Raw genomic sequence first — 22,793 nt, 5'->3', positions numbered from 1 at the left:
ATTACCTTCTAAGTTCTTTACTCAACCAAGCCTTGGCAAGACGCCAGTCTCTTCTGACTGTATCAATGGAAACGCCTATCATCTCGGCGATCTCTTCATGCTTATATCCTCCGAAAAAATGAAATTCCACTACCCGGCTATGTCGATTATTGAGTGCTTTAAGTCGGTTGAGGGCATCATTCAGCTGAAGTACTTCTTCCGGGGATGTCATTACGGCCTGATTGGCTGAGCCATAGGTGAGCTGGATTTGATCACCACCACGTTTTTGACTCTTTTTTTGCCGGGCATAATCCACCAAAAACCTTCGCATTACAATAGCTGCAATAGCCAAAAAGTGCTTTTTATCTACATAACCTTTTTCATGATTATCCATTTTCAGGTAGGCTTCATGGACCAAAGCGGCTGTATCCAAAGTACTCGAATGGTACTCCATGCTTAGTTTTTGCCTTGCCATTCGGGAGAGTTCGTCATAGCACCTCAAAAATTGGGCTTTCATTGCCGAAAAGTGGGGATTCGTACTCCCCGTCATCGTTACGTCACGCATTTTTAGAAAATCGATGGATTTGAAAATAAAACCAAAACCCATAAAAGCCTAGCTATTAGCTAATTATTTCATCTTTTCTCATTCTTTTTCCAGAGGGTTGTTTTTTTTTATTCTATGAAAATGGATCTCGGGTATAGCAACTGTCTCCTTTTTTTTAAGAAAAAATAAAATTCATCCTAAAGGGTGTAACAAATCATCGCTTTGGTTTTCCAAGAAGAAAAACAAACTCTTCTTGATATGAAAAAGCCCCTTCTCCTCCTATTCGTTCTGATACTGATTCAGAGCTCCCTTTACGCTCAATCTTCCGTCAAGGTAGAAAGCAAAGGCTCCGGAAAGCCCATTATTTTTCTCCCGGGATTCGCTACTCCCGGGGAAGTTTGGAATACCACCGTCCAAAATCTCCCGAATTTTCAATCCCATGTAGTAACCTATGCGGGTTTTGGAGGGGTCTCTCCGGTCGAAATGCCCTGGTATGGCAAACTCAAATCAGATCTGATAACATATATCGAAGATCAGAATTTGGAAAATATCACCCTCGTCGGGCACAGCATGGGTGGAAATCTTGCCTTGGATTTGGCTGCTTATTTTTCAGACAAAATCCAAAAAGTAGTGATTGTCGATGCGCTTGCCTGCATGCGGGAGGTGATGATGCCCGGAGTACCAGCCGAAGCTTTAACCTACCAAAGTCCTTACAATGACCAGTTGATCGCGATGGATGAGGCCGCGCGAGGTGCCTATCTGGATCAAATGACCCAAAACATGATGACTCGCCCAGAAGATCAAGCCCAAGTCAAATCCTGGATGAGTATGGCAGATCGAAAAACTTTTGTCTTTGGATATGTAGATCTGCTTAAATTGGACAGCCGACCGCTTTTGCCCAGCATTCAAGCTCCCGTGCTGATTATGGTGGCAGGACAACCCTTTGGCCCCGGTGCTATGGAAACCATGAAAAACCAATATTCCACCCTTCCTCATACGACCTTTGCTTTCGCAGCTGAGAGCAGGCATTACCTGATGCTGGATCAGCCGGAGTGGTTCAATCAGCAACTTAGTAGCTTCATTTCCCAGTGAGTCATTCCTCGCCCATCAGCTTTGAATCGCTCTATCAGGCGCATTATCGGATGGTATTCCAGCTTTGCCTGGGATTTGTCAAAGGAGATGAGGACCAGTCCAAAGACCTTGCGCAGGAGGTTTTCATTCAGGTATGGAATCATCTGGACCGATTCAGGAAGGAGTCTTCTCCAAAAACCTGGATCTACCGCATCACCGTCAACACTTGCCTGAATCATCTCAAAAAAGAAAGATCCCAAGAAGAAAAACTCGGAGAAATACTTCGGGATCAGGAAACTGCCGAGATCATTGAATTTACCGAGACGGACCCGAGCAAAATGCTTTTTGAAGCGATGGGAAAGCTCTCGGAAATCGATCGACTGATTACCGGTCTTCTCCTGGATGAAGTCCCTCAGGAAGAAATCGCCTCCATCCTGGGAATCATGGAGGGAAACCTCCGGGTAAAGATTCACCGCATTAAACTCAGACTCAAAAAATTGATCAATCATGAATGAATTAGGAAATATTCTCAAATCCGGCTGGCAAAAATCCGCCGCCGATCTCCCTACTCCACCCCCTACCCAAAACCTCATCGATGAAGCCAAACGACTCAATCGGGAAAGCTTCAGGTTTCAACGTAGCACACTCCTGATTTTAAGCTCGACTTTTCTGATGATGTGCTATTTTCTACTCTTTTATTTTGGCTTTAGAGACGGGCTGAGTCATGTGGGTGTGGGGATAATGTTGGGGTTTTTCCTGCTCAGAATTTTGCTTGAGGGATACAGTATCAGTCGATCTAGAAAAAAGGAAATCACCCAATCTGCCCTGGAAAATCTGGAATCTGAAAAGAAATACCTTCAGCTTCGACTTAGGATTCATGGGTTTTTCACTTATTTGACACTCGGTGGATATACCTTGGGATTCATTCTATTGCTACCTGAATTTTCCAAGTACATTCCTTCCTTTTGGATGGGAGCCATGGTTTGTTCCTACTTTATTCCGGGAATAATCCTGACCCTTTTGATTAGAAAAAATGTACTCAAGGAAATTAAAGAGCTGAGGAGACTGGTCGAGCTGAGAGAGATGATTTTGAAATGAAAATTATGAAATGAATAATAAAGATTGACGCTTTCTTTTTATCTGTATCAATTCTCCCAAGTATGAACAGCCTTATTAACTACCCATTTATGATTTACCTTCACCACCACATGAATACCTCCATCACCAAAATAACCATAATATCTGTCGTGTTGAAGAAACAAAGCTGAAGAATCCTGATTAAAAATGGGTTTATAAAAAAAATAGCAATGACCCGGAAAGACTTTGTCGAATTCTCTCAACTTCAAATCCCCTTTAATCAAACGAAATTGACTTCTATTTTCGTTTAAATACTTGAGTTGATATCGAATATGATTTCTTGTAGTTGAGTCATTTGGAAAATATTCAGAATCAACCCATTTAATAATATCTTCTTCATTTTTAGCAAATGGAGTTGGGGGAGGCGCTAAAAGACTATCATCGGAATACTCCAAAGTGTAGTATTCTATTGTTTTCAATCTATCAGAGATTGGTATTTTTCGATCAATATATCCGCTTTCGATTAACTCAGTAATAATGGCAGCCACATCAAAAACTTCATCTTTTTCGATGGTTGGATTGCTTGACTTGCAGCCTACTAAAATTAAGAATAAGCTAAAAGTATATAATTTCATTTTTCAAAATAGCAAAACAAAAAACCCTGAATAAAATCCAGGGCTTAAGGTAATAGAATTTCGTTTACTAAATAAAATCCACTGTCAAACTCTCTCCTTCCTTGGTCACTTTGACCAAGCCTTTTTGAGAAAGTCCTTTCATGGATACATCCCATTTTTTGCCACTTAGGCCGGACTGAGACTTCAATTCGGGAAGAGAAGCAGGATGGTTTTTACCCAGTAAGTCCATGATTACTTTTTCTTCCTCGGTGAGTTCCACCGCCTTTTTCTCCGGTCTCATCTGAGGGAAAAACAAGACTTCTTGAATGGTAGAATTGTCAGTCAGAAGCATGGTCAATCGGTCTATTCCGATACCCAAACCGGCAGTAGGAGGCATGCCGTATTCCAGCGAGCGAAGGAAATCCTCATCCATGGCCATCGCTTCATCGTCTCCTCGAGCGGCCAGTTTCAGTTGCTCCTCAAATCGCTCACGCTGATCGATCGGATCATTCAACTCGGAATAGGCGTTGGCAATTTCCTTTCCGTTGACAAAAAGCTCAAATCGCTCCACCAATCCTGCTTTGCTGCGGTGCTTTTTCGCCAAGGGAGTCATCTCGATCGGGTAGTCTGTGATATAAGTTGGCTGAACCAAATTGGCCTCCACCTTGGCACCGAAGATCTCATCGATCAGTTTTCCTTTGCCCATGGAAGGATCCACTTCGATACCCAGGTCAGCGCAAACTTTTCTCAGTCCTTCTTCATCCATTTCGCTCACATCGATGCCTGCATATTCCTTGATGGAATCAAACATGGTCAGCCGGCGGTATGGCCCTGCAAAGTCAATTTCCTTTCCACCCACTTTCACGACCGTCTCACCATGAATGGATTCAGTGACTTTTTCGAGCAACTCCTCCACCATCTCCATCATCCAGATATAATCTTTGTAGGCGACATAGATTTCCATAGAGGTAAATTCCGGATTGTGAGTTCGGTCCATGCCTTCGTTTCTGAACATTTTTCCAAACTCATAAACCCCGTCAAATCCTCCCACGATCAATCGCTTGAGGTAAAGCTCATTGGCGATTCTCAGAAAAAGCGGCATGTCCAAGGTATTGTGATGGGTCATAAATGGCCTTGCGGCCGCTCCACCATGCACTGCCTGAAGAATTGGCGTCTCGACTTCCAGCCATCCATGATCGTCAAAATAGCGCCGCATGTTGGAAATGATTCTGGAACGGGTGATAAATGTCTTTTTGAATTCAGGATTGACCGTCAAGTCCACGTATCGCTGACGATAGCGCTGCTCAGGATCGGTAAATCCGTCATAGACATTGCCTTCTTCGTCTCTTTTCACGACAGGAAGAGGTTTTACCGCCTTGGAGAGGACCTTCATCTCAGTCACGTGAAGGGAAATTTCACCTGTTTGGGTGGTAAAAATGTATCCTTTGAGTCCAACGAAATCACCTATCCCCAAGAGCTTTTTGAAGACGCTGTTATAAAGGGTCTTATCCTCTCCCGGACAAATATCGTCTCGACGAACATAGATCTGAAGGCGACCGGTAGAGTCCTGGATTTCCCCAAAAGAGGCCGAACCCATGATTCTTCGGCTCATCAATCTTCCTGCTATCGAAATGTCCTTGTAGTCGGTCTTTCTGTTTTCGTAATTTCTATGAATATCTTCGGCAGTTACATTGACCGGAAAAGACTCCGCCGGATAGGGATTAATCCCCAAGGCATAAAGTTCTTCCCTGTCTTTTCTACGTTCAAGTTCCTGTTCGCTAAGAAGTTGCATTCTGTTTGTTAATTATTGTCCGATGTTTGATGTCCGATGTTCGATGTTTTTAACCCTACTTGGACGATCAAATCCTATTTACTACTTACTATTTACTACTCACTTATAACCGCCTATTCCAACCTGGCTTCGACTGTAAGACTCTCGTCTCTTAGGTGCTCAGACTAAAACAGCTAACTGCTTACTGTCAACTTTTTCAGATTTCAGACTTCAGCATTCTGACTTTCGAAAAAGGCCTACCCCCTACTCTTTCTTCTCTTCATTTCCCGCTTCACCAGCTCAAATTCTCGGCTGCTTTGGCCAGCAATGGAAGTATTTTCCGCTGCGCGACGGGTTAGATAAGGCATTACTTTTTCGACCGGACCGTATGGTACGTATTTGACTACACGATATCCGGCTTTAGCCAGATTGAAGGATATATTGTCGCTCATTCCATAAAGTTGAGAGAAAAATACCCGATCCGATTTGGGATCAATCCCATGGAGATTCATCCAATCGGTTAGCTGCAAGGAGCTTTTCTCATTGTGTGTGGCACAAACCAAGTAAATTCCATTTTCCACACTGTATTGAATGGCCGCATCGTAATCCCGGTCGGTTGCTTCTTTATTGGGTTGGATCGGATCCACATAGCCCACTTCCTCGGCTCTTTCCCTTTCTTTCTCCATGTATGCACCCCGAACCGGCTTGGCACCAAAATGATAACCTTTCTCCAGCGCCACTTGATGCGCCTTTTTCAATCGTTCCAAGGAATCATGGCGATACATCTGATAGGTATTGTACACCACACAGCGCTCCCGATTGTATTTTTCCATGGCTTCATAAGCCAGGTCATCGATTACATTTTGGAACCAGGACTCCTCAGCATCCACGAGGATTTTCAAGCCCAAATCGTGGGCTGACTTGCAGAGCTTGTCCACTCTCCCCTTCATTTTGGCAAATGCCTTTTCCTCAGCCGGTCTGAGTTTTTCACCTGCCTGAATTTTTTCCATAATATGATAATCCCCCAAACCGGTCACTTTGAAAACCCCAAAAGGCATGTAATCCGTCTTGGCTGATTCGATGAGCGTCTGATGGATTTCCTCACAGGTTTTGTCAAAAGAAGCCTCATCTCCTTTTCCCTCGACCGATAAATCCAAAATCGCATGCACCCCATATTTGGCGAGCTTACTCGCTGCCTGAATGCTTTCTGCGATAGTTTCTCCCCCACAGAAATGCCCAAACATGGTCTTTTTCATGATTCCCTTGACCGGAAGCTTGAGCTTGAAGGCCAAGTTGGCCAAGCCAATCCCCAGATCAGAGATCAGGTTATTGTTCAAGGTTGCAAAAATCAGATACATTTTTCTGAGTTCTGCATCGGATTTGGAAGCAAAGGCCACTTCCAGATTCTCAAAAGAAATTTTGGGTTTGACGGGCATATCGCTCATTTAAGGCTGCAAAGATATCAAAAAAACCACAGGCACTTCCGCTTTGTTTGGGTTTTGCCGGAGGCGTTTGAGGAAAAAATCCAAAAATTTTCATCCAAAGAAACTTTGGATATGGCTAGCTAGTTTTGCATCCATGAACCCAAGTATGACAAATCTTTTTCCTTTTCCGGAATTTAATTTCGAAAAAGCCCCCTTCCTGATTGCAGGCCCCTGTAGTGCGGAGACACCTGAGCAATTGCGAGCAACTGTCTCTGAGTTGGTCAAGCAAAATATTCAATTGATCCGAGCGGGAGTATGGAAACCAAGAACGAGGCCCAACGGATTTGAGGGCATAGGAGCGTTGGCTTTACCTTGGATTGAATCAATAAAGAAAGAGTATCCTGTCAGATTTGCTATCGAAGTGGCGGCGGCAAATCACGTTGAAGAGGCATTAAAAAGTGGAATTGATGTGCTTTGGATTGGGGCTAGGTCCACGGTCAATCCGTTTACGGTTCAGGAAATTGCCGAAAGTCTCAGAGGAGTGGATATTCCGGTTTTGATCAAAAATCCGGTTAATCCAGATTTGGCTTTGTGGTTAGGAGCATTTGAGCGCTTGGAGAGTGTGGGGCTAACTCGCCTTGGTGCAATCCATCGGGGTTTTTCCAACTATCGGGATACCATCCACCGAAACTCACCGATGTGGCAAATCCCCATCGAGTTTCGAACCATCCGTCCGGAAATCCCAATGATCAACGATCCCAGCCATATCTCGGGCAAGCGGATTTTGGTACCGGAAATAGCCCAAAAGGCCTTGGATTTGAATTTTGACGGACTGATGATTGAGTCGCATTATCAGCCGGATACCGCATGGACAGATGCTGCACAACAGTTGACTCCTGAAGCTCTTGGAGAACTAATTGGTTATTTAAAAACCCGAAAAATTCACTTTGAGGGACCGGATGCTCTTCATCAACTGGAAGAAATCCGTCAGCAAATCGATGAATCCGATCGGGAGCTATTGGAGGCTTTTGCCCGAAGAATGCATTTGGTCGAAAAAATCGGAGAATACAAAAAAGCCAACAATGTGGCCGCTTTTCAGCGGGAGCGTTGGCAGGAGGTGTTTCAATCCAGACCGGAATGGGGAAGAAAACTGGGATTGAACTCAGAGGCCGTCGAAGAGATCTACCGGGTGATCCATCAGGAATCGATCAGAAAGCAGACGGAGATCTTGGATAAGTGAGAGGCTAATGACTAGCTGTGAGCTAAAAGTATCTGGTATCAAGAAGCTAGTATCAAGAAAATAAATTGAAAAGAGACTAATTATGAGTTGCTTGAAATGCAAGACAAGCGTTAATCATTTCCTCAGATATCTCCTCAAAATCTTCTATTATTTCAGCTTTTGACATCCCATTTGCCAACCAGTTTAGGACATCATAGACACTGATTCTAGTTCCTTTCAGGCAAGGTTTCCCAAATCGCTTATCAGGTCTAATTTCTATATAGTCGCGATAGTTCATAGCTTAAGTTAGTCAATCTGCAGTCAAAACAATCTAATCCTTGAGAAATGTTTCAAAGTTCAAAAAATAAGCTTAAGGTCACTTTCAACCAGCACAAATAATTCAATAAAGATTTTAACAAAATATTAAATCGACAAATAGGAAAATAGACAAATTTTATTTCAAAATGAGTCTTTTTTAACAGATCAATTGAAATATTCGCAAACATTTAGCCTTTTCAATTGAAACTCTTCAATAATTTCTTTCAAAAATAATTTTGTATTTAAAAATTCCCCTCCTACTTTTAGGGCATGTTAATCACAGCAGCAATCTATTTTACCTTCTTTTACTTTTACTTTCGAAGACAAAATCGAATCGGAGCTGTGTATTGCCTAGCCAAAAACTAAAAGAAAATAAAAACACAAAAGCCCGGTTCGAAAGACCCGGGCTTTTTTCATTTAAACGCTCAAGCCGTATGAAGCCACACAAACAAATCAAAGACTGGGGATTGGGATTGACCACTCCGCTGATCATCGCAGGACCTTGCTCCGCCGAAACACCAGAACAGATCGAGCAGATCTGTAAAGAAATGAAGGAAGAAAATATGGTTCCCCAGCTCTTCAGAGCAGGGATTTGGAAGCCTAGAACCCGACCTGGTTCCTTCGAAGGCGTGGGTGAAGAAGGCTTGAAGTGGATGGAAATTGTCCGCCATCAGCTCAATATCCCCATCACCACAGAGGTAGGTAATGCTGCGCACGTGGAGTCTGCCCTCAAGCACAAGGTAGATGTCCTGTGGATCGGAGCCAGGACTACCGTCAATCCTTTCGCAGTCCAAGAGATTGCCGAAGCTCTCAGAGGAGTGGATATACCCGTGATGATCAAAAACCCGATGAATCCGGACCTAGAACTATGGATGGGGGCTTTGGAAAGAATGTACGCTGTAGGCATTGATAAGCTTGCAGCCATCCATAGAGGATTCTCTGACGCCTACGACAAGCGCTACAGAAATAAGCCCAACTGGTCTATGCCGATTCACCTTAAGCGTGAGTGGACCGGAATGGAAGTCATTAACGACCCTTCGCACATTGTGGGCCGAAGGGATGGTTTGCTGGAAGTGGCTCAAAGCGCAATGAACTTTGGTCTTGATGGCTTGATGATCGAGACTCATCACAACCCTGACAAAGCCTGGTCGGATGCCAAGCAGCAAGTGACTCCGAATAGACTGAAGGAGATCATCCTCTCGATCGACTTCAAAACTCCATTGGAAAACATGAAGCCCGATGAGCGTCTACAGGATCTTCGTCGTGCAGTGGATCACCTGGATGACCAGCTTTTGGATATTCTTCAGGAAAGATTTGCCGTAATTGATCAGATCGGTAATCATAAGCGCGAGCACCATCTTACCGTATTTCAATCCGATCGCTGGAAAGAAGTAATGGAATCCAGAACGCAAAAAGGAGTGAAGAAACACCTGAGTGAGAAATTCATGAAAGAGCTTCTTTACTGCATCCATGAAGAATCCGTGAAGCGTCAGGAAAAACAATTGCGTGAGGCCGAACCGGTTAAAAAATAAATCTGCTCTCAAATTCGGGAAGGCTGTCCCTTTCGGGGCTGCTTTCCTAACTTAGCTTCTTCATCAAATCGGTCAATCCGTGGAATCCGTCATTTTCTCATCTGATATCAACCCATACCTTTCTGAGCTTTTGGCTCAAATTTCCTTTTCCAGATTGGTGGTTCTGACAGACACAAATACCCAGCATCATTGTCTTCCAATTGTGAAGGAGATCCTGCCTTCAAACACAGTTTTCATATCCGTTGCAGCGGGAGAAATTCACAAAAATCTGGACACTTGTTCCCTGATTTGGAGTCGAATGACTGAGGAGGCTCTAGATCGAAAAGCACTCATGCTCAATCTTGGCGGAGGCGTTATCGGAGATATGGGTGGTTTTTGCGCAAGCATCTACAAAAGAGGAATCCGCTTCATCAATTGCCCCACTACCCTTCTATCTCAAGTGGATGCCAGCGTTGGAGGCAAGTTGGGAGTGGATTTCAAAGGGCTAAAAAACCATCTCGGCGTGTTCAACGAACCCGAAACGGTAGTAATCGCCCCCGAATTTCTCAAAACACTACCCAAAACCGAGCTTCGGTCGGGCTATGCGGAAATCATCAAACACGGATTGATTCGGAACAAAGCCTATTTCAGAAAACTCCAATCCAAAAATTGGGAAACTCAAGACTGGGAAAGTCTGATTCGCCACTCTGTAGGAATCAAAAAAGCAGTGGTAGAGGCCGACCCCAAAGAAAATGGACTGCGCAAAATCCTCAACTTTGGCCATACCATTGGGCATGCCTTTGAGTCCTTTTTCCTCGATACCCAAAACCATCTCCTTCATGGGGAAGCCATTGCCTTGGGAATGATCTCTGAGGGCTTTCTTTCCTTCAAAAAAGTGGGACTCAGCTTTGAAGAGTTTGAAGAAATGAGCCAATTCCTTCTTCAGGTCTATGGGAAAGTTGACTTTTCCGCTCACGAACTCGACCCAATACTTGACATCTGCACCCAAGACAAGAAAAACGAAGGTCAAACGATTCTTTTTTCTCTTCTCGAATCCATCGGCAATTGTACCTACAATATCCCGGTGAACCGAGAGGAAATCAAGAATGCGATCCACTATTACCAGCAACTACAACCGGCTACGGCCTAGATCATTTCCCTTATGCATATCCTTCGCCTTGCTCAAAAAAGCGAATTTGACTCTATACAAATCCCACTTCCTTCCTCCAAAAGTGAATCCAATCGGGCCTTGGTCATCGATGCTTTGACTTTTGGAAAAAACGAAATCACCAACCTGGCAGAAGCCCGGGACACCCAAACCATGATCCGTTTGTTGGAAACCAGTCCTCCGGTATTTGATGTTTTGGATGCTGGGACGACTATGCGCTTTTTGACCGCCTATGCCACAGTGACCAACCAGAAAAAGGTAATGACCGGTACTGCCCGCATGTGCGAGCGACCAATAGGAATACTGGTAGATGCCCTGAGGTCCATCGGAGCGGAGATTCATTATTTGAACAACGAAGGTTACCCTCCTATGGCCATTCACGGACTTCCTGAGCAGACCACCGATAAGGTAAAAATCCGTGGAGATGTGTCCAGTCAGTACATCTCGGCGATGCTGATGATTGCACCGATTTTACCCATGGGTTTGGAGATTGAGCTGGAAGGAAAAGTCGGAAGTCGGACCTATATCGAGATGACTTTGGAGCTGATGGCTCAATTCGGCATCAGCTACATTTGGGAAGGAAACAGAATCCATGTTCCTCATCAATACTACCAACCCACTCGTTTTGCGGTGGAAAGCGACTGGTCGGGCGCGAGCTATTGGTTTAGCCTCTTGGCCTGTGCGGATTCGGGAGAGCTATTTTTAGAAGGCTTGAAAGAAAACAGCCTTCAGGGAGACTCCGCTATTGTGGAGATCATGGATCACTTAGGTGTGAAATCTACTTTTGAAAAAGGTGGCGTTTTATTGCAGAAACAGCCCGTAAAAGGCCTTCAAAACTGGGATTTCACCCATTGTCCCGACCTTGCCCAGACAGTGGCAGTGACCTGCGCGATCTTGGGTCAAAATGCCATTTTCACTGGCCTCGAGAGTCTGAGAATCAAGGAAACCGATCGAATCTATGCCCTTCAGCAAGAGTTGGCCAAGTTTAACGCCGAATTGAAGGAAATCGAGCCCGAGGTTTTCCAAGTCATCCCATCGGTCACCATGCCTCATCAAGTGCAAATCCACACCTACGACGACCATCGCATGGCTATGGCATTTATGCCTCTGTTGACCAAAACAGAAGTGCTGATCGAAGAGCCCGATGTGGTCAATAAGTCTTACCCCAGCTTTTGGAAGCATGTTGCATTGACAGGCGTACAATCTGAAATCCTGAGCGAAGCATGAGTCTAAAAATTGCCATCCAGGGAGTGCCGGGTTCCTTCCATCATCAAGTTGCCTTGAAAAATTTCGGTACTGAAACCGAAATTTTGACCTTCAATACTTTTGAGCCAGTAGCCAAGTCCGTAGCAGAGGGACAGGCTGATTTTGGGGTGATGGCCATCGAGAACTCTATCGCCGGCGCCATTTTACCGAATTACGACCTCATCGATCGATATGAGCTCTTTATCCGGGATGAATACTACCTGCCTATTGCCCATCAGCTGATGGCTTTGCCAGGTCAAACCATCGAAGAAATCAAAGAAGTCCGTTCTCACCCTATGGCTTTGCTTCAATGTAAGGCTTTTTTGGCAAAACATCCGCATATCCAGCAATTTGACGATGTAGATACCGCCTCGGTAGCCAAGCGGATTTCAGAGGAAAAACTAACCGGAGTTGCCGCAATTGCCAGTGAAATCGCAGCTGAGATCTATGGATTGGAGGTTTTAGCCAGAGACATTCAGACGGTGAAGGACAACTTCACCCGCTTTATCCTTTTGCAAAAGGAAAACATACATACCAAAATCCTTCCCAACAAAGCTTCGATGAAAATAACCATCCGAAACGAATCAGGAGGATTAGCCAAATTACTTACCATGCTGGCCGAAAAGGGGCTGAACCTGAGCAAAATCCAGTCGATTCCGGTAATGGAAAAGCCCTGGGAATATGCCTTTTTCATCGATGCGGAGTTTGGGGACTACAATCAGTTTCGGGAGGCAATGAGTCTGGTTGTCAAAGATTTTGGTGACTTGAAAATTTTTGGGGAATACAGAAGCAGGAAAGGATGAAGGGATTCGCAAACAGAATCAACAGTGTCGAAGAGTACTACTTTTCGGCCAAGCTCAGAGAAGTAAACCAGCTCATTGCTCAGGGGAAACCTGTCATCAATTTGGGTATTGGGTCACCTGATTTAGCTCCCGATCGCAGTGTGATTGAGGCACTCAAAGCCACTGCCGAAAACGGTCAGGCCCATGGCTACCAAAGCTATCAGGGCATTCCCGAATTGCGGATTGCCATGGCTTCCTTTTACCACCGGGAGTTTGGGGTAGAGTTGGTTCCAAACAAAGAGATCTTGCCCTTGATGGGGTCCAAGGAAGGCATTATGCATATCAGCATGGCTTTTCTTAATCCAGGCGATCAGGTTTTGATCCCCAATCCGGGATATCCTACCTACACCTCAGTGACCAAATTGCTGGAAGCTGAGCCGATTTTTTACTCCTTGGATTTGGAGAAAAAAGGAAGACCGGATCTCGAGCATTTGGAAAACCAAGACCTCAGCCGAGTAAAATTGATGTGGATCAACTATCCACACATGCCTACCGGAGCGGCTGGTTCGGTAGAAATCCTGACCGAACTGGTTGCTTTTGCCCAAAAGCACGACATCATCCTGGTGAATGACAATCCCTACAGCCATATTCTGAATCCTCAGCCTTTAAGCATTTTGAGCATTCCGGGCGGAAAAGACGTGGCCTTAGAGCTCAACTCTCTAAGCAAAACCTTCAACATGCCCGGATGGAGGGTGGGCATGCTTTGCGGAAGGTCTGATTTGGTCGAGGCGGTGCTCAAAGTGAAATCCAACATGGATTCAGGCATGTTTCTGGGCCTGCAAAAAGGGGCTATTGCCGCACTTTCCTTGGGGAAAAGTTGGTTTGCTGACCAAAATGAAATTTACACCAACCGCCGAAAACTCGTCTGGAAATTGGCTGATCAACTCAGCCTGAGCTATGACAAATCCTCCACAGGGTTGTTTGTCTGGTGTAAAGTAAAAGGCGAAAAATCCCCCGAGGAATTGGTGGATTGGCTACTTTATGAAAAAAACATCTTCATCACTCCCGGAAAAATCTTTGGCACGGAAGGAAACGAGTACGTTCGGATATCTCTCTGTATGCCTGAGTTCAAAATTCTGGAAGCAATAAACCGTATCAAACCTTAACCTTGCTATGCAAAAAATACACATCATCGGACTTGGACTTTTGGGAGGTTCTTTTGGTCTGGGAGCCAGACAAAAATTCCCAGAATTGGTTATTTCCGGTCACGATTCCAATCCTCAAAACTTAAAAGATGCCCTGACCTTAGGGATCATCACCGAAGCCAAAGAAACTCCGGATGCGGATACAGACTTGGTGATTTTGGCTACTCCTGCGGACACTCTGGGTGACCTGTTGCTACAGACTTTGGATCAGGTGGGGGAAAACACGCTCGTTTTTGACGTAGGTTCGACCAAAGCCAAGCTTTGCGCTTTGATGGCCGATCACCCCAAGAGGAAGCAATATCTGGCTGCTCACCCGATTGCCGGAACAGAATATTCCGGCCCAAAAGCTGCTTTTGCAGATCTTCTGAACAGAAAAGTCAATATCATTTGCGAGCTGGAAAAAACAGACCTGCATCTGAAGGAGAAAGCCTATGAGCTTTTTGATGCACTGAACCTAAAGCTGCGATTTATGGACCCGGAGGAGCATGACCGGCATTTGGCTTTTGTCTCTCACCTTTCCCATGCCTCCTCATTTATGCTCGGGCAGACAGTCCTTCAGCGAATGCAGGATGACAAAAACATCTTTGATATGGCGGGTTCGGGATTTGCTTCCACCGTACGACTGGCCAAATCCAGCCCGGCGATGTGGGCTCCGATTTTCACTGAAAACAAGGAGAATATCCTTGCAGCATTGGATGGATTTATTGCCAATCTGACTGATTTCAGGAATAAAATCGAATCGGGAGACAGCAAAGGCCTTTATGAAGAAATGGCCGAGATCAATAAGATTCGGGATATATTAGATTTGGGAAAATAGACGATTTCGGATTTCGGATTTTGGATTTCGGTCTGATAAAACTCAAAGTTGATTACTAAGACTTTGAGTTTTTCTGGTTTTTGCGAGTGGTATTGATCGTAGAGACAACAATCGCCAATAATTCATTGCATTCTTTCCAAAGTTGCTCTATTTGCTCTTTACTAGCCAAACCAGAATCTGAGATCAATTCAAGCCAATACAAGGTCTCATCGGATTCTTCTTCGACAATACCCAATTTAGATAGGAATTCAGCAGTAGATCGACCACGTAGTGCAGACCTGTAGTTTGCTCCCATAGATGTCGATGATCTGATAATCTGATTACTTATTGTAAAAGTTGCGTTTCTTCTAGGGAGCGTATCACAAAGTTGAATTATACTTAAAGCGAATTTTTTGAACCGGATTTTCAATTGCTCTTTCATAGGGATTTGATTTTAAGATTATAGATTTGAAAAAATTGAAAAAAAGAATATTTAAATTATTTAAAATCAATCACTTGAAAAAGTAAATCTGCTTGAAGCAGTACCGAAATCCGAAATCCCATATCCGAAATAGAAAATCCTATGAAACCCAGCATAATCCTACTCTTCTTTCTGCTTTCCTCGAGCCTTTTCGCGCAAGATTCTTGGACTACCCTTACTCCAAAAACCGAAGCCACTCCCCGTCATGAAAACTCCTTCGTAGATTGCGATGAAAAGCTTTATTCCTTGGGAGGTCGAGGCGAAAGACCCGTGGAAGAATACGATCCAAAAACCAACACCTGGACCAAACTGGCAGATGCACCCGTGGAAATTCACCATTTCCAAGCCATCAGCTACGATGGAGAAATATGGGTAGTGGGAGCACTCACTGGAGGTTATCCCCACGAAACCCCGATCCCCAACATTCTGATCTTTAACCCAAAGACCAAAACCTGGCGAGATGGACCGACCCTCCCCGAAGGTCGGACTAGAGGCTCAGCGGGGGTTTTTGTAAGAAACGATAAAATCTATATGGTCTGCGGCATTCAGGATGGGCACTATGACGGTTTCGTCTCGTGGTTTGATGAACTTGACCCAAAAACCGGCAAATGGACTTCACTTTCTGATGCTCCTAGAGCCCGAGACCATATCAGTGCAGCAATAGTAGGAGACCGTTTATACCTCGCCGGTGGGAGAACTTCCAATGCAAAAAACAACCGAGTCATAGACACCACCATCAAAGAAGTGGACTACTACGACTTCAAAACCAAGACTTGGCACACTATCGAAAACGGAATTCCAACCGAACGTGCCGGCAATTCCAACTTGGGAATCGGTCCTTATCTGATCGTGCTGAACGGAGAAAGCGGAGTTCAAGTCCCAGCTCATTCCGAGGTGGAAGTGCTCGACACCCGCACTCACACCTGGAGTAAACTTCCAAATCTGAATCAAGGCAGACACGGCACAGGCGCAGCATTTTTAGATGGAAAAATATGGGTTCAGGCAGGATCGGCTAATCGTGGTGGTGGCCCAGAAATCAGCACTTTGGAATATTTGGAGTGGAATTTGAGATAAACAAGTCTTAAAAACTCTAAAATTCAGCCGTATTTAACTTAAATGGAGCGGCTTTTGAATTGGAACAAGGCAAACTAATATTCATATGAAACATCTTCTCACACTTTCCCTTTTCCTAGGACTTTCTTCATTCGTCTTTGCGCAGCAGATGACCCAGCAAGTGCCACTCATCGAGGTAGAAGGATATGCAGAAAGGAAAATCGCTCCTGATGAGGCGGTTTTCACCATCAGTCTGGAAGAAAAATCTCTGCGTGTCAACGATGCGGTAACTATGCTGAATAAAAAAGCTCAGATTTTAGCTGAAGGCTTGAAAAAGGCTAAAATCAAAAACTATCAGTTAATCGCTGACAACTACTCCGTGGATGTAAATCGGATTTATCGAAGTGGATCCTCGAGAGACAGCGGTTACGTCGCGCGTCAGACTCTTCGGATAGTAACTACTCCAGTCAATGAGGACTTGCACAAAATCTCCGATGCCATTCAATCTTCCGGAGATATGAGTTACAATTTCCACTTTGGCATTGCGGAAAGTACCCGGAAGTCTTTGGAAAACACCCTTTTGGCGGAAGCGCTAAAAGATGCCGAAAGTAGGGCTTTGCTAATTGGCAGTACTTTAAAACTCCAGGGAATGCGGGTTTTCTATGTGGGAATGGAGCCCAACTATTCTCCCCAACCACGATACGACATGAATGTGAGAGTCATGGCTGATGCAGCCCCTGCCCCGGAAATGGTCATTAATCCCGATCAGCAGACCATCAGCAAGCGAGTCTTTGTCAAATACACCTACTAAACTAAAAGCCGCAATCGCGGCTTTTTTTTTGACCTTACCCAAAGAAAATCTCAAGAAAATGAACTTGGATGAAGGGGGGCTTTTGCCTATTTTCCCCAAAATATCATCCATGAAAAAGCTAATTCTTCTCCCGGTTTTAGGGATTTTCTTTAACCTTTCCGCCCAGACTCCTGACCAATCCCAACTTGAAACGCTCACGGAGGCCAATTGGCAAAGAGGTATCCAACTCCTCAACGAACTGGTTTCGATTCCCAATGACGCCTATTATCCTGAGCAGATCGAACCCAATATCCAATGGTGTGAACAAGCTTTTGCCAGCAGAGGATGGACCTCGGAGCGTTTGGATACAGGAGGCATCCCCTTGCTTTTGTCAGAAAAAAAGCAAGCAGGGGCTACCAAAACCGCCTTATTCTACTTTCACATCGATGGTCAGGCTGTAGATCGGAGCAAATGGAATCAGGATGATCCTTACCAGCCCACACTAAAACAACAAAGAGCAGACGCAACCTGGGAGATTATCCCAATGGACCGACTCAAAGCTGAATACAATCCGGATTGGAGGATTTACGGGAGATCTACTTCTGATGACAAAGGACCTTTCGCCATGTTCCTTACCGCTTGGGATGCGATGATTGAACAAGGCCTAACTTCGGATTACCACATTAAAATCATTTTGGATTTTGAAGAAGAGCAAGGCTCACCCCGACTTCCGGCAGCTGTAGTCCAATACAAGGAAAAACTGAAAGCTGACCTGATGCTGATCATGGATGGCCCAAGACACACCTCCAACCTGCCTACCCTTAGCTATGGCGCCAGAGGTATTTCGGAATTGTTTCTTACCACCTACGGTCCAAAACTACCCCAACACAGCGGCCACTATGGAAACTATGCTCCCAACCCGGCCTTGTTGATGAGCCAACTTCTTGCTTCCATGAAAGACGAGGAAGGCCGGGTAATTATCCCGGGATTCTATGATGGAATCAATCTAACGGACACAGAGAAAGCAATACTTCAGGCTGTTCCCGATGATGAGATTGCAATCCAAAAGCGATTGGGCTTGGGAAGAACCGACAAAGTCGGACAGACTTATCAGGAAAGCATTCAATATCCCTCTCTGAATATTCGGGGGATGCGATCAGCTTGGGTAGGACCGGAAGCCAGAACCATTGTACCTGACCTAGCCGTGGCAGAATTGGATATGAGATTGGTGCCTGAGTCGGATCCGGAAAGGCTTTTTGGCCTGATCAAAGACCATATCCGAAATCAGGGTTTCCATATTGTAGAAAAAGACCCCACGGACGAAGAGCGAATGAGCAATCCAAAAATTGTGAAAGTGAATACGTCCATTTCTTATCAGGCTTTCCGGACTCCCATGGACTCCCCGACAGGAGCCTGGTTGAGAAAGGCCATGTCCAGGGCCTTTGGGCAGGAACCGGTACAAATCCGGATTTCGGGTGGTTCCATTCCGATATCTCCCTTTGTGGATGCTTTGGGTATTCCAGCTGTAACCATCCCTACCGTGAATGCTGACAACAATCAGCATAGTCCAAATGAAAATATCCGATTGGGGAATTATAAGGAGGGAATTTTGACGATCCTCAGTGTTTTGACGGAACCAATCTATTAAGTCGGAAAGCAGTCCCTAGTATTCATTCTATGGACTGCTCACTTGATAGCGTTAATCTTCTTTTTCCTGCTTTTCACTGTAAATGACGAGCCGAAGGGTTTCATAATCAAATTGGCCGTTAAAATGCTCATAGTACTCCTTTAGTCCATTATACTTTCCCGCCACAGCCCGAATTTCTGCAATAGTCGATGGGTCCACTAAATCCTCCAATGGAATCAAGCCTTGGCGTACCCCATGAGCTAGATGGCCATAGATAGTGGTTAAGGCAAAACCCCGTTCCTCGGCAATTTCCTCTGGTTTTTTCCCTTCCAGATACAGGCGAATACTCCAGGACTTGGTGTCTTCTTTCTTTTCTTTTGGCTCTGAAGGAAGGGATGGTTTGGGATTTTTTGCTCTTTTCCGACCAGTTTTTGTTTTACTTGGAAGTAGAAGCTCGGGATTTTCCATTCTTAGCTTGCTCAGCATCTCTTTTCGCATTTTCCCTGCTTCCTGATCAAAATCACCGATTTTTCCAGTGGTCTCTCCATGCAGGATATGCTGAATCAACTTTCCTACACTAGAAATCTGAATGTACTTTTTCAGCAGGTCCAATTCCAGTTCACTCAGGTCATTTTGATAGCTTTTGATTCTACTGAGCGCCTCGGTTTTCAGCTCCTGCAGCAGGATAATTTCGATGGGTTTTCTGAGAAAATCCAGATAATATTCCATTCCTTTTTCCAATCTCTGCTGAAGCTTTTCCCTTTCCTTTTGCTGCAAAAGCATCATCAATTGAGCGCGGAACTTCCGGGTATTTTCCCCTTCTTTTTCCAAATGAGAATAGATCTCAGGAATGGCTTTTTGCATTTCAGGATCTTCAAACTCCATCGAACTGTCATGCTCTTTGGCAAATAGCCTCAAAGCCTGCAAAAGGCTTTCAAATTCAAATGTTTGATCTATCAAATCCTGCAAATAGAACCCCTGACGGTGTAGGAGAAGCTGGTGCAGGTCTTCTTGCTGATCCGTGGATTTGACAAAATCCACCACTTTGGGATCGGTATAAATGACATCTTCCCTGATTCTAGTCCCTAAAACCAAACCGTCCAAGCTTCGAAGCCGGCTCAAAGCCACATACACTTGCCCGGGAGCAAAAGCCTGCCCCACATCAATAATAGCGCGATCAAATGTCAATCCCTGACTTTTATGCACGGTCACGGCCCAAGCTAGCTTGATGGGATATTGAGAAAATGTCCCTATCACCTCTTCTTCCAACTCTTTGGTTTCGGGATTAATCTGGTATTTTTTGTTTTCCCAAAGCTCCTTTCTCAGGACATATTCTTCCCCGCTCCCATCCATTTCCACCACAATCTGATCCTCTTCCAGAGTCAGAACTGTGGCTAGTTTCCCATTGAAATAGGAAGATAGGCCGGAGGTATCATTCTTGATAAACATCACTCTCGCTCCTACTTTCAACTCAATTTCTTTGGGTAAGGGAAATAGATTTTCAGGAAAGTCTTTCTCTACTTCTGCTTCGTAGAAAAAGGACTTTTCTGCCAAAAGATTCAGTTCCCTACGATTGATTTCGTCTGCCTTGTAGTTATGTGTAGTCAGGGTAATGCAATCTTTTAACTGCCGAATTTCATCCGGACTTTTGAAATGAGAATTTAGCAGGCGGATATCTTCTAAAGTGGGCCTATTGTCCCGAAGATGGTTCAACACCCGGATAAATGTTTCTTCCTGCTGCCTAAAAATCCGGTCCAATTCCAGATAGATCATTCCCGCACCTTTGAGACATCGAGCTTCAAAGAAATGCATAGAAGCATAAAACTGCTTAAGCACCGCCCATTCTTCATCCTTCACTACAGGCGGCAACTGATGCAAATCTCCAATAAACAATACCTGAACTCCTCCAAAAGGAATATTGAATTTTCGCCTCACACTCCGCATCCGATAGTCAATCGCATCCAAAATGTCTGCACGAAGCATACTGACCTCATCTATTACCAATAGGTCGATGGATTTGAGCACATCTCTTCGGATCTGATTTAGGGGATGCTTCCTCGCCAAAGTGAGTTGGGACACAAATCCAAAGCGATCAGTATAATTCCCCTCAGGCTCTCTGACAGGTAAAAAAGACCCAAAAGGCAAGAGAAATTGAGAGTGGATGGTGACCCCTCCGGCATTGAGTGCAGCTATGCCGGTCGGAGCAATCACGACGAATTTTTTATGGGTTTTGCCCGCTAACTCTTTCAGAAAAGTTGTTTTTCCGGTTCCGGCCTTCCCTGTCAAAAAAAGATGAGCTCCTGTGGTATTGACAAATCGGGCAGCAAGGTCAAGCTTATCAGTTGAAAAATTTTCCATTCAACTAAATTACTAAACCCGAATTAAAATCCATTCATTCGATCAAAAATCAATCCTCCTTAGCTTCCAAAAGCGACCTTGCAGCACCTCCAGGGACGATTTTCATCATACCCTCCTTGGTGCTTTGCCAGATTAGAAAAAAGGGCCCACGGGTTTTATTTCGCATTAATGCATAGGATGGCGTCAGGTATTTTTTTTCTCCGGGGAGATTGGAATGATTCAAAGCGAGATTGGCAAGAGAGGAAGAAAGAATGTTCTTTTTCTTTCCTTTTTTATTAAACAGTTCCACTTTCAAATCCCTATAATCAAAAATCATATCGACTTTAGCCTGAGTTTCTGAGGCATGGATCACCATTTTCAATCGATCCATATGTCCAGAGGTGATGTCTCCGTTCATGATGGGATTGAGCGTAGAGTTAAGCGTTGTCATATCAAAATTTGACAAGTTGACATCCAAAAAGAATTCTTCCCGATTGTAGGGCACTTTTAAGCTAAAATCAAGCTTACCCTCACCTTTTACTTCGCCAAAAATCCTTGCTTCAAATTGACCAAATGCACTTTGATTCTCTGGAATGGAGGTCAGATTAGTAACTAGGCCGTCGAGTTTTGTCCAATGAATTTGCCAAGACTCCCCTTTTTGAGGAACGTTCTCTCCATAGGAAATGTGACCGTTGGCAATCTGAAGTGTATCCAATTTTAAAGGAAATTTCAACTGCTTAATCATTCCCTGAAACATGGGTTTTGATTCAGCCTTTGGTCGGGGCTTGGTTTTATTTCGAAAATCTGCAAGTGTCAGCCCTGCCACAAGTAGCTTTTCAGCTCTCACGTCCAAATCCGAGTAGAAATTCGTATTTGCCTCTACACCGAAGAATACCAAGGAGTCCAGCCTAACATTTATCAAATCGGTTTGGTAATCCAGCGATCGAGAGGCAGATTCAAGACTTTCCTTATACTCCAAAATCACATTTTCAAACTTGATCTTTGCTGATTTTGAATCAATCGATGAATTGCCGAGAAAGAAGTTTTGCCCGGTTTTGAGTTGATAAAAAAGGCTATCCAATTCAATATTCAACTCTTCAAATTGAAAAGGGATCAATTGTTTGATCAAAACAGAATCGGTAGCCAGGCCTTTGACTGAAATGGAAAGATCTTTCAAAAAGCCAGTTTCATTTCCATCTTCTAAAAGTGATGCCGAGCCTTTTTTCAATGTGAAATTTTTTATTTCCCCCCTTGCCAAAAGATCTCCAAAAAGATCCTGAAGGGAGTTGGCAGAATGATGCTGATTCAGACTATCCGGGATATGATGGATGATGAATTCGGGATGGATAAATTCAAGTTTTTCGATGATTCCTACTCTATCAAAAACCAACTTCATCAAGTCAACATTGAGGAGAACCGCCTCTTGCATTTTGCCTTCGATGTAGGAGGCAGGCAGTTCTCTTACAGGATCGATAACTATGTTTTCCAGTTTAATTTTCTTTCCGATGAGGTTTAACTCAGCCTTCTCAAATTTGAGGTCATACTTTCTATCTTCGTTTGAATTGATGATTAAGGCCAAATTGGAATTGACCCAGGTCTCAGCGTAAAACCCTACCCCTACCATTGCCAAAACCACAAGCAAAAGGAGAAAAATCAAAATTTTGACTGCTATTTTCATTTTAATTTCCAGCCATTTAAAATTTTAACAAAACCATACTTATTGAGAATTTTATTTTGATTTACCCTCGATGAATCCAATATCCTCATGAATTAGGAGAAAT

The 22,793-nt window shown here is 44.2% G+C and carries 21 protein-coding genes; 13 read left to right on the top strand and 8 right to left on the bottom strand.

Annotation, left to right across the window (positions count from 1 at the left end):
* Nucleotide 1 precedes the first annotated feature (1 nt).
* Entirely contained in the window at nucleotides 2-544 is a 543-nt protein-coding gene (locus AAA938_RS02900) for an ECF-type sigma factor (protein WP_338227127.1), read from the bottom strand.
* Between the two features lie 237 nt (nucleotides 545-781).
* Between AAA938_RS02900 and AAA938_RS02895 the strand changes: the two genes are divergently transcribed.
* From AAA938_RS02895 to AAA938_RS02885, 3 genes are read left to right on the top strand one after another with little or no spacing between them, the layout of a single operon-like run.
* Complete coding sequence (locus tag AAA938_RS02895; protein ID WP_338227126.1) at nucleotides 782-1,615, top strand: alpha/beta fold hydrolase; 834 nt, start codon at nucleotides 782-784, stop codon at nucleotides 1,613-1,615.
* Entirely contained in the window at nucleotides 1,612-2,109 is a 498-nt protein-coding gene (locus AAA938_RS02890; protein WP_338227124.1) for an RNA polymerase sigma factor, read from the top strand. The genes AAA938_RS02895 and AAA938_RS02890 overlap by 4 nt, the downstream gene beginning before the upstream one ends.
* Nucleotides 2,102-2,692 carry a hypothetical protein gene (locus AAA938_RS02885; RefSeq protein WP_338227123.1) on the top strand — a complete coding sequence of 197 codons (591 nt, stop codon included), beginning with the start codon at nucleotides 2,102-2,104 and terminating at the stop codon, nucleotides 2,690-2,692. The genes AAA938_RS02890 and AAA938_RS02885 overlap by 8 nt, the downstream gene beginning before the upstream one ends.
* A gap of 47 nt (nucleotides 2,693-2,739) precedes the next feature.
* Here AAA938_RS02885 and AAA938_RS02880 read toward each other — a convergent pair whose 3' ends face one another.
* From AAA938_RS02880 to AAA938_RS02870, 3 genes are all read right to left on the bottom strand, one after another.
* Nucleotides 2,740-3,306 (bottom strand): hypothetical protein, encoded by a 567-nt coding sequence (locus tag AAA938_RS02880; RefSeq protein ID WP_338227122.1) that lies wholly within the window; start codon nucleotides 3,304-3,306, stop codon nucleotides 2,740-2,742.
* Between the two features lie 67 nt (nucleotides 3,307-3,373).
* Nucleotides 3,374-5,077: a lysine--tRNA ligase gene (gene lysS / locus AAA938_RS02875; protein WP_338227121.1), complete on the bottom strand. Its 1,704-nt coding sequence runs from the start codon at nucleotides 5,075-5,077 to the stop codon at nucleotides 3,374-3,376.
* A gap of 236 nt (nucleotides 5,078-5,313) precedes the next feature.
* Nucleotides 5,314-6,492 (bottom strand): proline dehydrogenase family protein, encoded by a 1,179-nt coding sequence (locus AAA938_RS02870; protein WP_338227120.1) that lies wholly within the window; start codon nucleotides 6,490-6,492, stop codon nucleotides 5,314-5,316.
* Between the two features lie 154 nt (nucleotides 6,493-6,646).
* On the opposite strand from AAA938_RS02870, the gene AAA938_RS02865 reads away from it, so the two are divergent.
* Nucleotides 6,647-7,720: a chorismate mutase gene (locus AAA938_RS02865; RefSeq protein ID WP_338227119.1), complete on the top strand. Its 1,074-nt coding sequence runs from the start codon at nucleotides 6,647-6,649 to the stop codon at nucleotides 7,718-7,720.
* 76 nt (nucleotides 7,721-7,796) lie between these two features.
* Here the strand turns inward: AAA938_RS02865 and AAA938_RS02860 are convergent, their stop codons facing one another.
* A complete protein-coding gene (locus AAA938_RS02860; protein WP_338227117.1) occupies nucleotides 7,797-7,997 on the bottom strand; it encodes a DUF433 domain-containing protein in 201 nt (66 codons plus the stop codon).
* Nucleotides 7,998-8,451: 454 nt separating this feature from the next.
* Between AAA938_RS02860 and AAA938_RS02855 the strand changes: the two genes are divergently transcribed.
* The 6 genes from AAA938_RS02855 to AAA938_RS02830 all read left to right on the top strand — a co-directional run bounded on the left by AAA938_RS02855 (nucleotide 8,452) and on the right by AAA938_RS02830 (nucleotide 14,745).
* Nucleotides 8,452-9,549, top strand: coding sequence for a chorismate mutase (locus AAA938_RS02855; RefSeq protein ID WP_338227116.1), 1,098 nt, complete (start codon nucleotides 8,452-8,454; stop codon nucleotides 9,547-9,549).
* A 79-nt stretch (nucleotides 9,550-9,628) separates the two neighbouring features.
* Nucleotides 9,629-10,678, top strand: a complete 1,050-nt coding sequence (gene aroB / locus AAA938_RS02850; RefSeq protein ID WP_338227115.1) for a 3-dehydroquinate synthase — start codon at nucleotides 9,629-9,631, stop codon at nucleotides 10,676-10,678.
* Nucleotides 10,679-10,690: 12 nt separating this feature from the next.
* Entirely contained in the window at nucleotides 10,691-11,923 is a 1,233-nt protein-coding gene (locus tag AAA938_RS02845) for a 3-phosphoshikimate 1-carboxyvinyltransferase (RefSeq protein ID WP_338227114.1), read from the top strand.
* A complete protein-coding gene (locus AAA938_RS02840) occupies nucleotides 11,920-12,744 on the top strand; it encodes a prephenate dehydratase (RefSeq protein WP_338227113.1) in 825 nt (274 codons plus the stop codon). The genes AAA938_RS02845 and AAA938_RS02840 overlap by 4 nt, the downstream gene beginning before the upstream one ends.
* Nucleotides 12,741-13,889, top strand: coding sequence for a pyridoxal phosphate-dependent aminotransferase (locus tag AAA938_RS02835; RefSeq protein WP_338227112.1), 1,149 nt, complete (start codon nucleotides 12,741-12,743; stop codon nucleotides 13,887-13,889). Before AAA938_RS02840 ends, AAA938_RS02835 begins: the two co-directional genes overlap by 4 nt.
* Nucleotides 13,890-13,896: 7 nt before the next feature.
* Complete coding sequence (locus AAA938_RS02830) at nucleotides 13,897-14,745, top strand: prephenate dehydrogenase (protein ID WP_338227110.1); 849 nt, start codon at nucleotides 13,897-13,899, stop codon at nucleotides 14,743-14,745.
* Nucleotides 14,746-14,800: 55 nt separating this feature from the next.
* On the opposite strand, the gene AAA938_RS02825 is transcribed toward AAA938_RS02830, so the two are convergent.
* The gene (locus AAA938_RS02825) at nucleotides 14,801-15,166 is read right to left on the bottom strand and encodes a four helix bundle protein (RefSeq protein ID WP_338227109.1); all 366 of its coding nucleotides are present in this window, start codon (nucleotides 15,164-15,166) and stop codon (nucleotides 14,801-14,803) included.
* Nucleotides 15,167-15,307: 141 nt separating this feature from the next.
* Here AAA938_RS02825 and AAA938_RS02820 point away from each other — a divergent pair, with 141 nt between their 5' ends.
* From AAA938_RS02820 to AAA938_RS02810, 3 genes are all read left to right on the top strand, one after another.
* Nucleotides 15,308-16,279: a Kelch repeat-containing protein gene (locus AAA938_RS02820; RefSeq protein ID WP_338227108.1), complete on the top strand. Its 972-nt coding sequence runs from the start codon at nucleotides 15,308-15,310 to the stop codon at nucleotides 16,277-16,279.
* Between the two features lie 85 nt (nucleotides 16,280-16,364).
* Nucleotides 16,365-17,069, top strand: coding sequence for an SIMPL domain-containing protein (locus tag AAA938_RS02815; protein ID WP_338227107.1), 705 nt, complete (start codon nucleotides 16,365-16,367; stop codon nucleotides 17,067-17,069).
* Nucleotides 17,070-17,178: 109 nt separating this feature from the next.
* Nucleotides 17,179-18,696, top strand: a complete 1,518-nt coding sequence (locus tag AAA938_RS02810; RefSeq protein WP_338227105.1) for a M20/M25/M40 family metallo-hydrolase — start codon at nucleotides 17,179-17,181, stop codon at nucleotides 18,694-18,696.
* A 51-nt stretch (nucleotides 18,697-18,747) separates the two neighbouring features.
* Here the strand turns inward: AAA938_RS02810 and AAA938_RS02805 are convergent, their stop codons facing one another.
* Both AAA938_RS02805 and AAA938_RS02800 read right to left on the bottom strand, forming a co-directional pair.
* A complete protein-coding gene (locus AAA938_RS02805; protein ID WP_338227104.1) occupies nucleotides 18,748-21,033 on the bottom strand; it encodes a helix-turn-helix domain-containing protein in 2,286 nt (761 codons plus the stop codon).
* Nucleotides 21,034-21,082: 49 nt separating this feature from the next.
* Nucleotides 21,083-22,690: a DUF748 domain-containing protein gene (locus AAA938_RS02800; RefSeq protein WP_338227103.1), complete on the bottom strand. Its 1,608-nt coding sequence runs from the start codon at nucleotides 22,688-22,690 to the stop codon at nucleotides 21,083-21,085.
* Nucleotides 22,691-22,793: the final 103 nt, after the last annotated feature.

Source organism: Algoriphagus taiwanensis (genome assembly GCF_036245645.1).
Lineage (GTDB): Bacteria > Bacteroidota > Bacteroidia > Cytophagales > Cyclobacteriaceae > Algoriphagus > Algoriphagus taiwanensis.
The sequence above is the reverse complement of the archived record's forward strand: the minus strand, read 5'-3'. Positions and strand labels throughout refer to the sequence as shown.

Bases quoted from the DNA above. Each gene is read 5' to 3' on its own strand.
- AAA938_RS02805 (WP_338227104.1), bottom strand. From the start codon at position 21,033: ATGGAAAATTTTTCAACTGATAAGCTTGACCTTGCTGCCCGATTTGTC.
- AAA938_RS02825 (WP_338227109.1), bottom strand. From the start codon at position 15,166: ATGAAAGAGCAATTGAAAATCCGGTTCAAAAAATTCGCTTTAAGTATA.
- AAA938_RS02845 (WP_338227114.1), top strand. From the start codon at position 10,691: ATGCATATCCTTCGCCTTGCTCAAAAAAGCGAATTTGACTCTATACAA.
- AAA938_RS02835 (WP_338227112.1), top strand. From the start codon at position 12,741: ATGAAGGGATTCGCAAACAGAATCAACAGTGTCGAAGAGTACTACTTT.
- AAA938_RS02840 (WP_338227113.1), top strand. From the start codon at position 11,920: ATGAGTCTAAAAATTGCCATCCAGGGAGTGCCGGGTTCCTTCCATCAT.
- AAA938_RS02855 (WP_338227116.1), top strand. From the start codon at position 8,452: ATGAAGCCACACAAACAAATCAAAGACTGGGGATTGGGATTGACCACT.
- AAA938_RS02810 (WP_338227105.1), top strand. From the start codon at position 17,179: ATGAAAAAGCTAATTCTTCTCCCGGTTTTAGGGATTTTCTTTAACCTT.
- AAA938_RS02900 (WP_338227127.1), bottom strand. From the start codon at position 544: ATGCGTGACGTAACGATGACGGGGAGTACGAATCCCCACTTTTCGGCA.
- AAA938_RS02865 (WP_338227119.1), top strand. From the start codon at position 6,647: ATGACAAATCTTTTTCCTTTTCCGGAATTTAATTTCGAAAAAGCCCCC.
- AAA938_RS02885 (WP_338227123.1), top strand. From the start codon at position 2,102: ATGAATGAATTAGGAAATATTCTCAAATCCGGCTGGCAAAAATCCGCC.
- AAA938_RS02800 (WP_338227103.1), bottom strand. From the start codon at position 22,690: ATGAAAATAGCAGTCAAAATTTTGATTTTTCTCCTTTTGCTTGTGGTT.
- AAA938_RS02895 (WP_338227126.1), top strand. From the start codon at position 782: ATGAAAAAGCCCCTTCTCCTCCTATTCGTTCTGATACTGATTCAGAGC.
- AAA938_RS02830 (WP_338227110.1), top strand. From the start codon at position 13,897: ATGCAAAAAATACACATCATCGGACTTGGACTTTTGGGAGGTTCTTTT.
- AAA938_RS02820 (WP_338227108.1), top strand. From the start codon at position 15,308: ATGAAACCCAGCATAATCCTACTCTTCTTTCTGCTTTCCTCGAGCCTT.
- AAA938_RS02880 (WP_338227122.1), bottom strand. From the start codon at position 3,306: ATGAAATTATATACTTTTAGCTTATTCTTAATTTTAGTAGGCTGCAAG.
- AAA938_RS02870 (WP_338227120.1), bottom strand. From the start codon at position 6,492: ATGCCCGTCAAACCCAAAATTTCTTTTGAGAATCTGGAAGTGGCCTTT.
- AAA938_RS02815 (WP_338227107.1), top strand. From the start codon at position 16,365: ATGAAACATCTTCTCACACTTTCCCTTTTCCTAGGACTTTCTTCATTC.
- lysS (WP_338227121.1), bottom strand. From the start codon at position 5,077: ATGCAACTTCTTAGCGAACAGGAACTTGAACGTAGAAAAGACAGGGAA.
- AAA938_RS02860 (WP_338227117.1), bottom strand. From the start codon at position 7,997: ATGAACTATCGCGACTATATAGAAATTAGACCTGATAAGCGATTTGGG.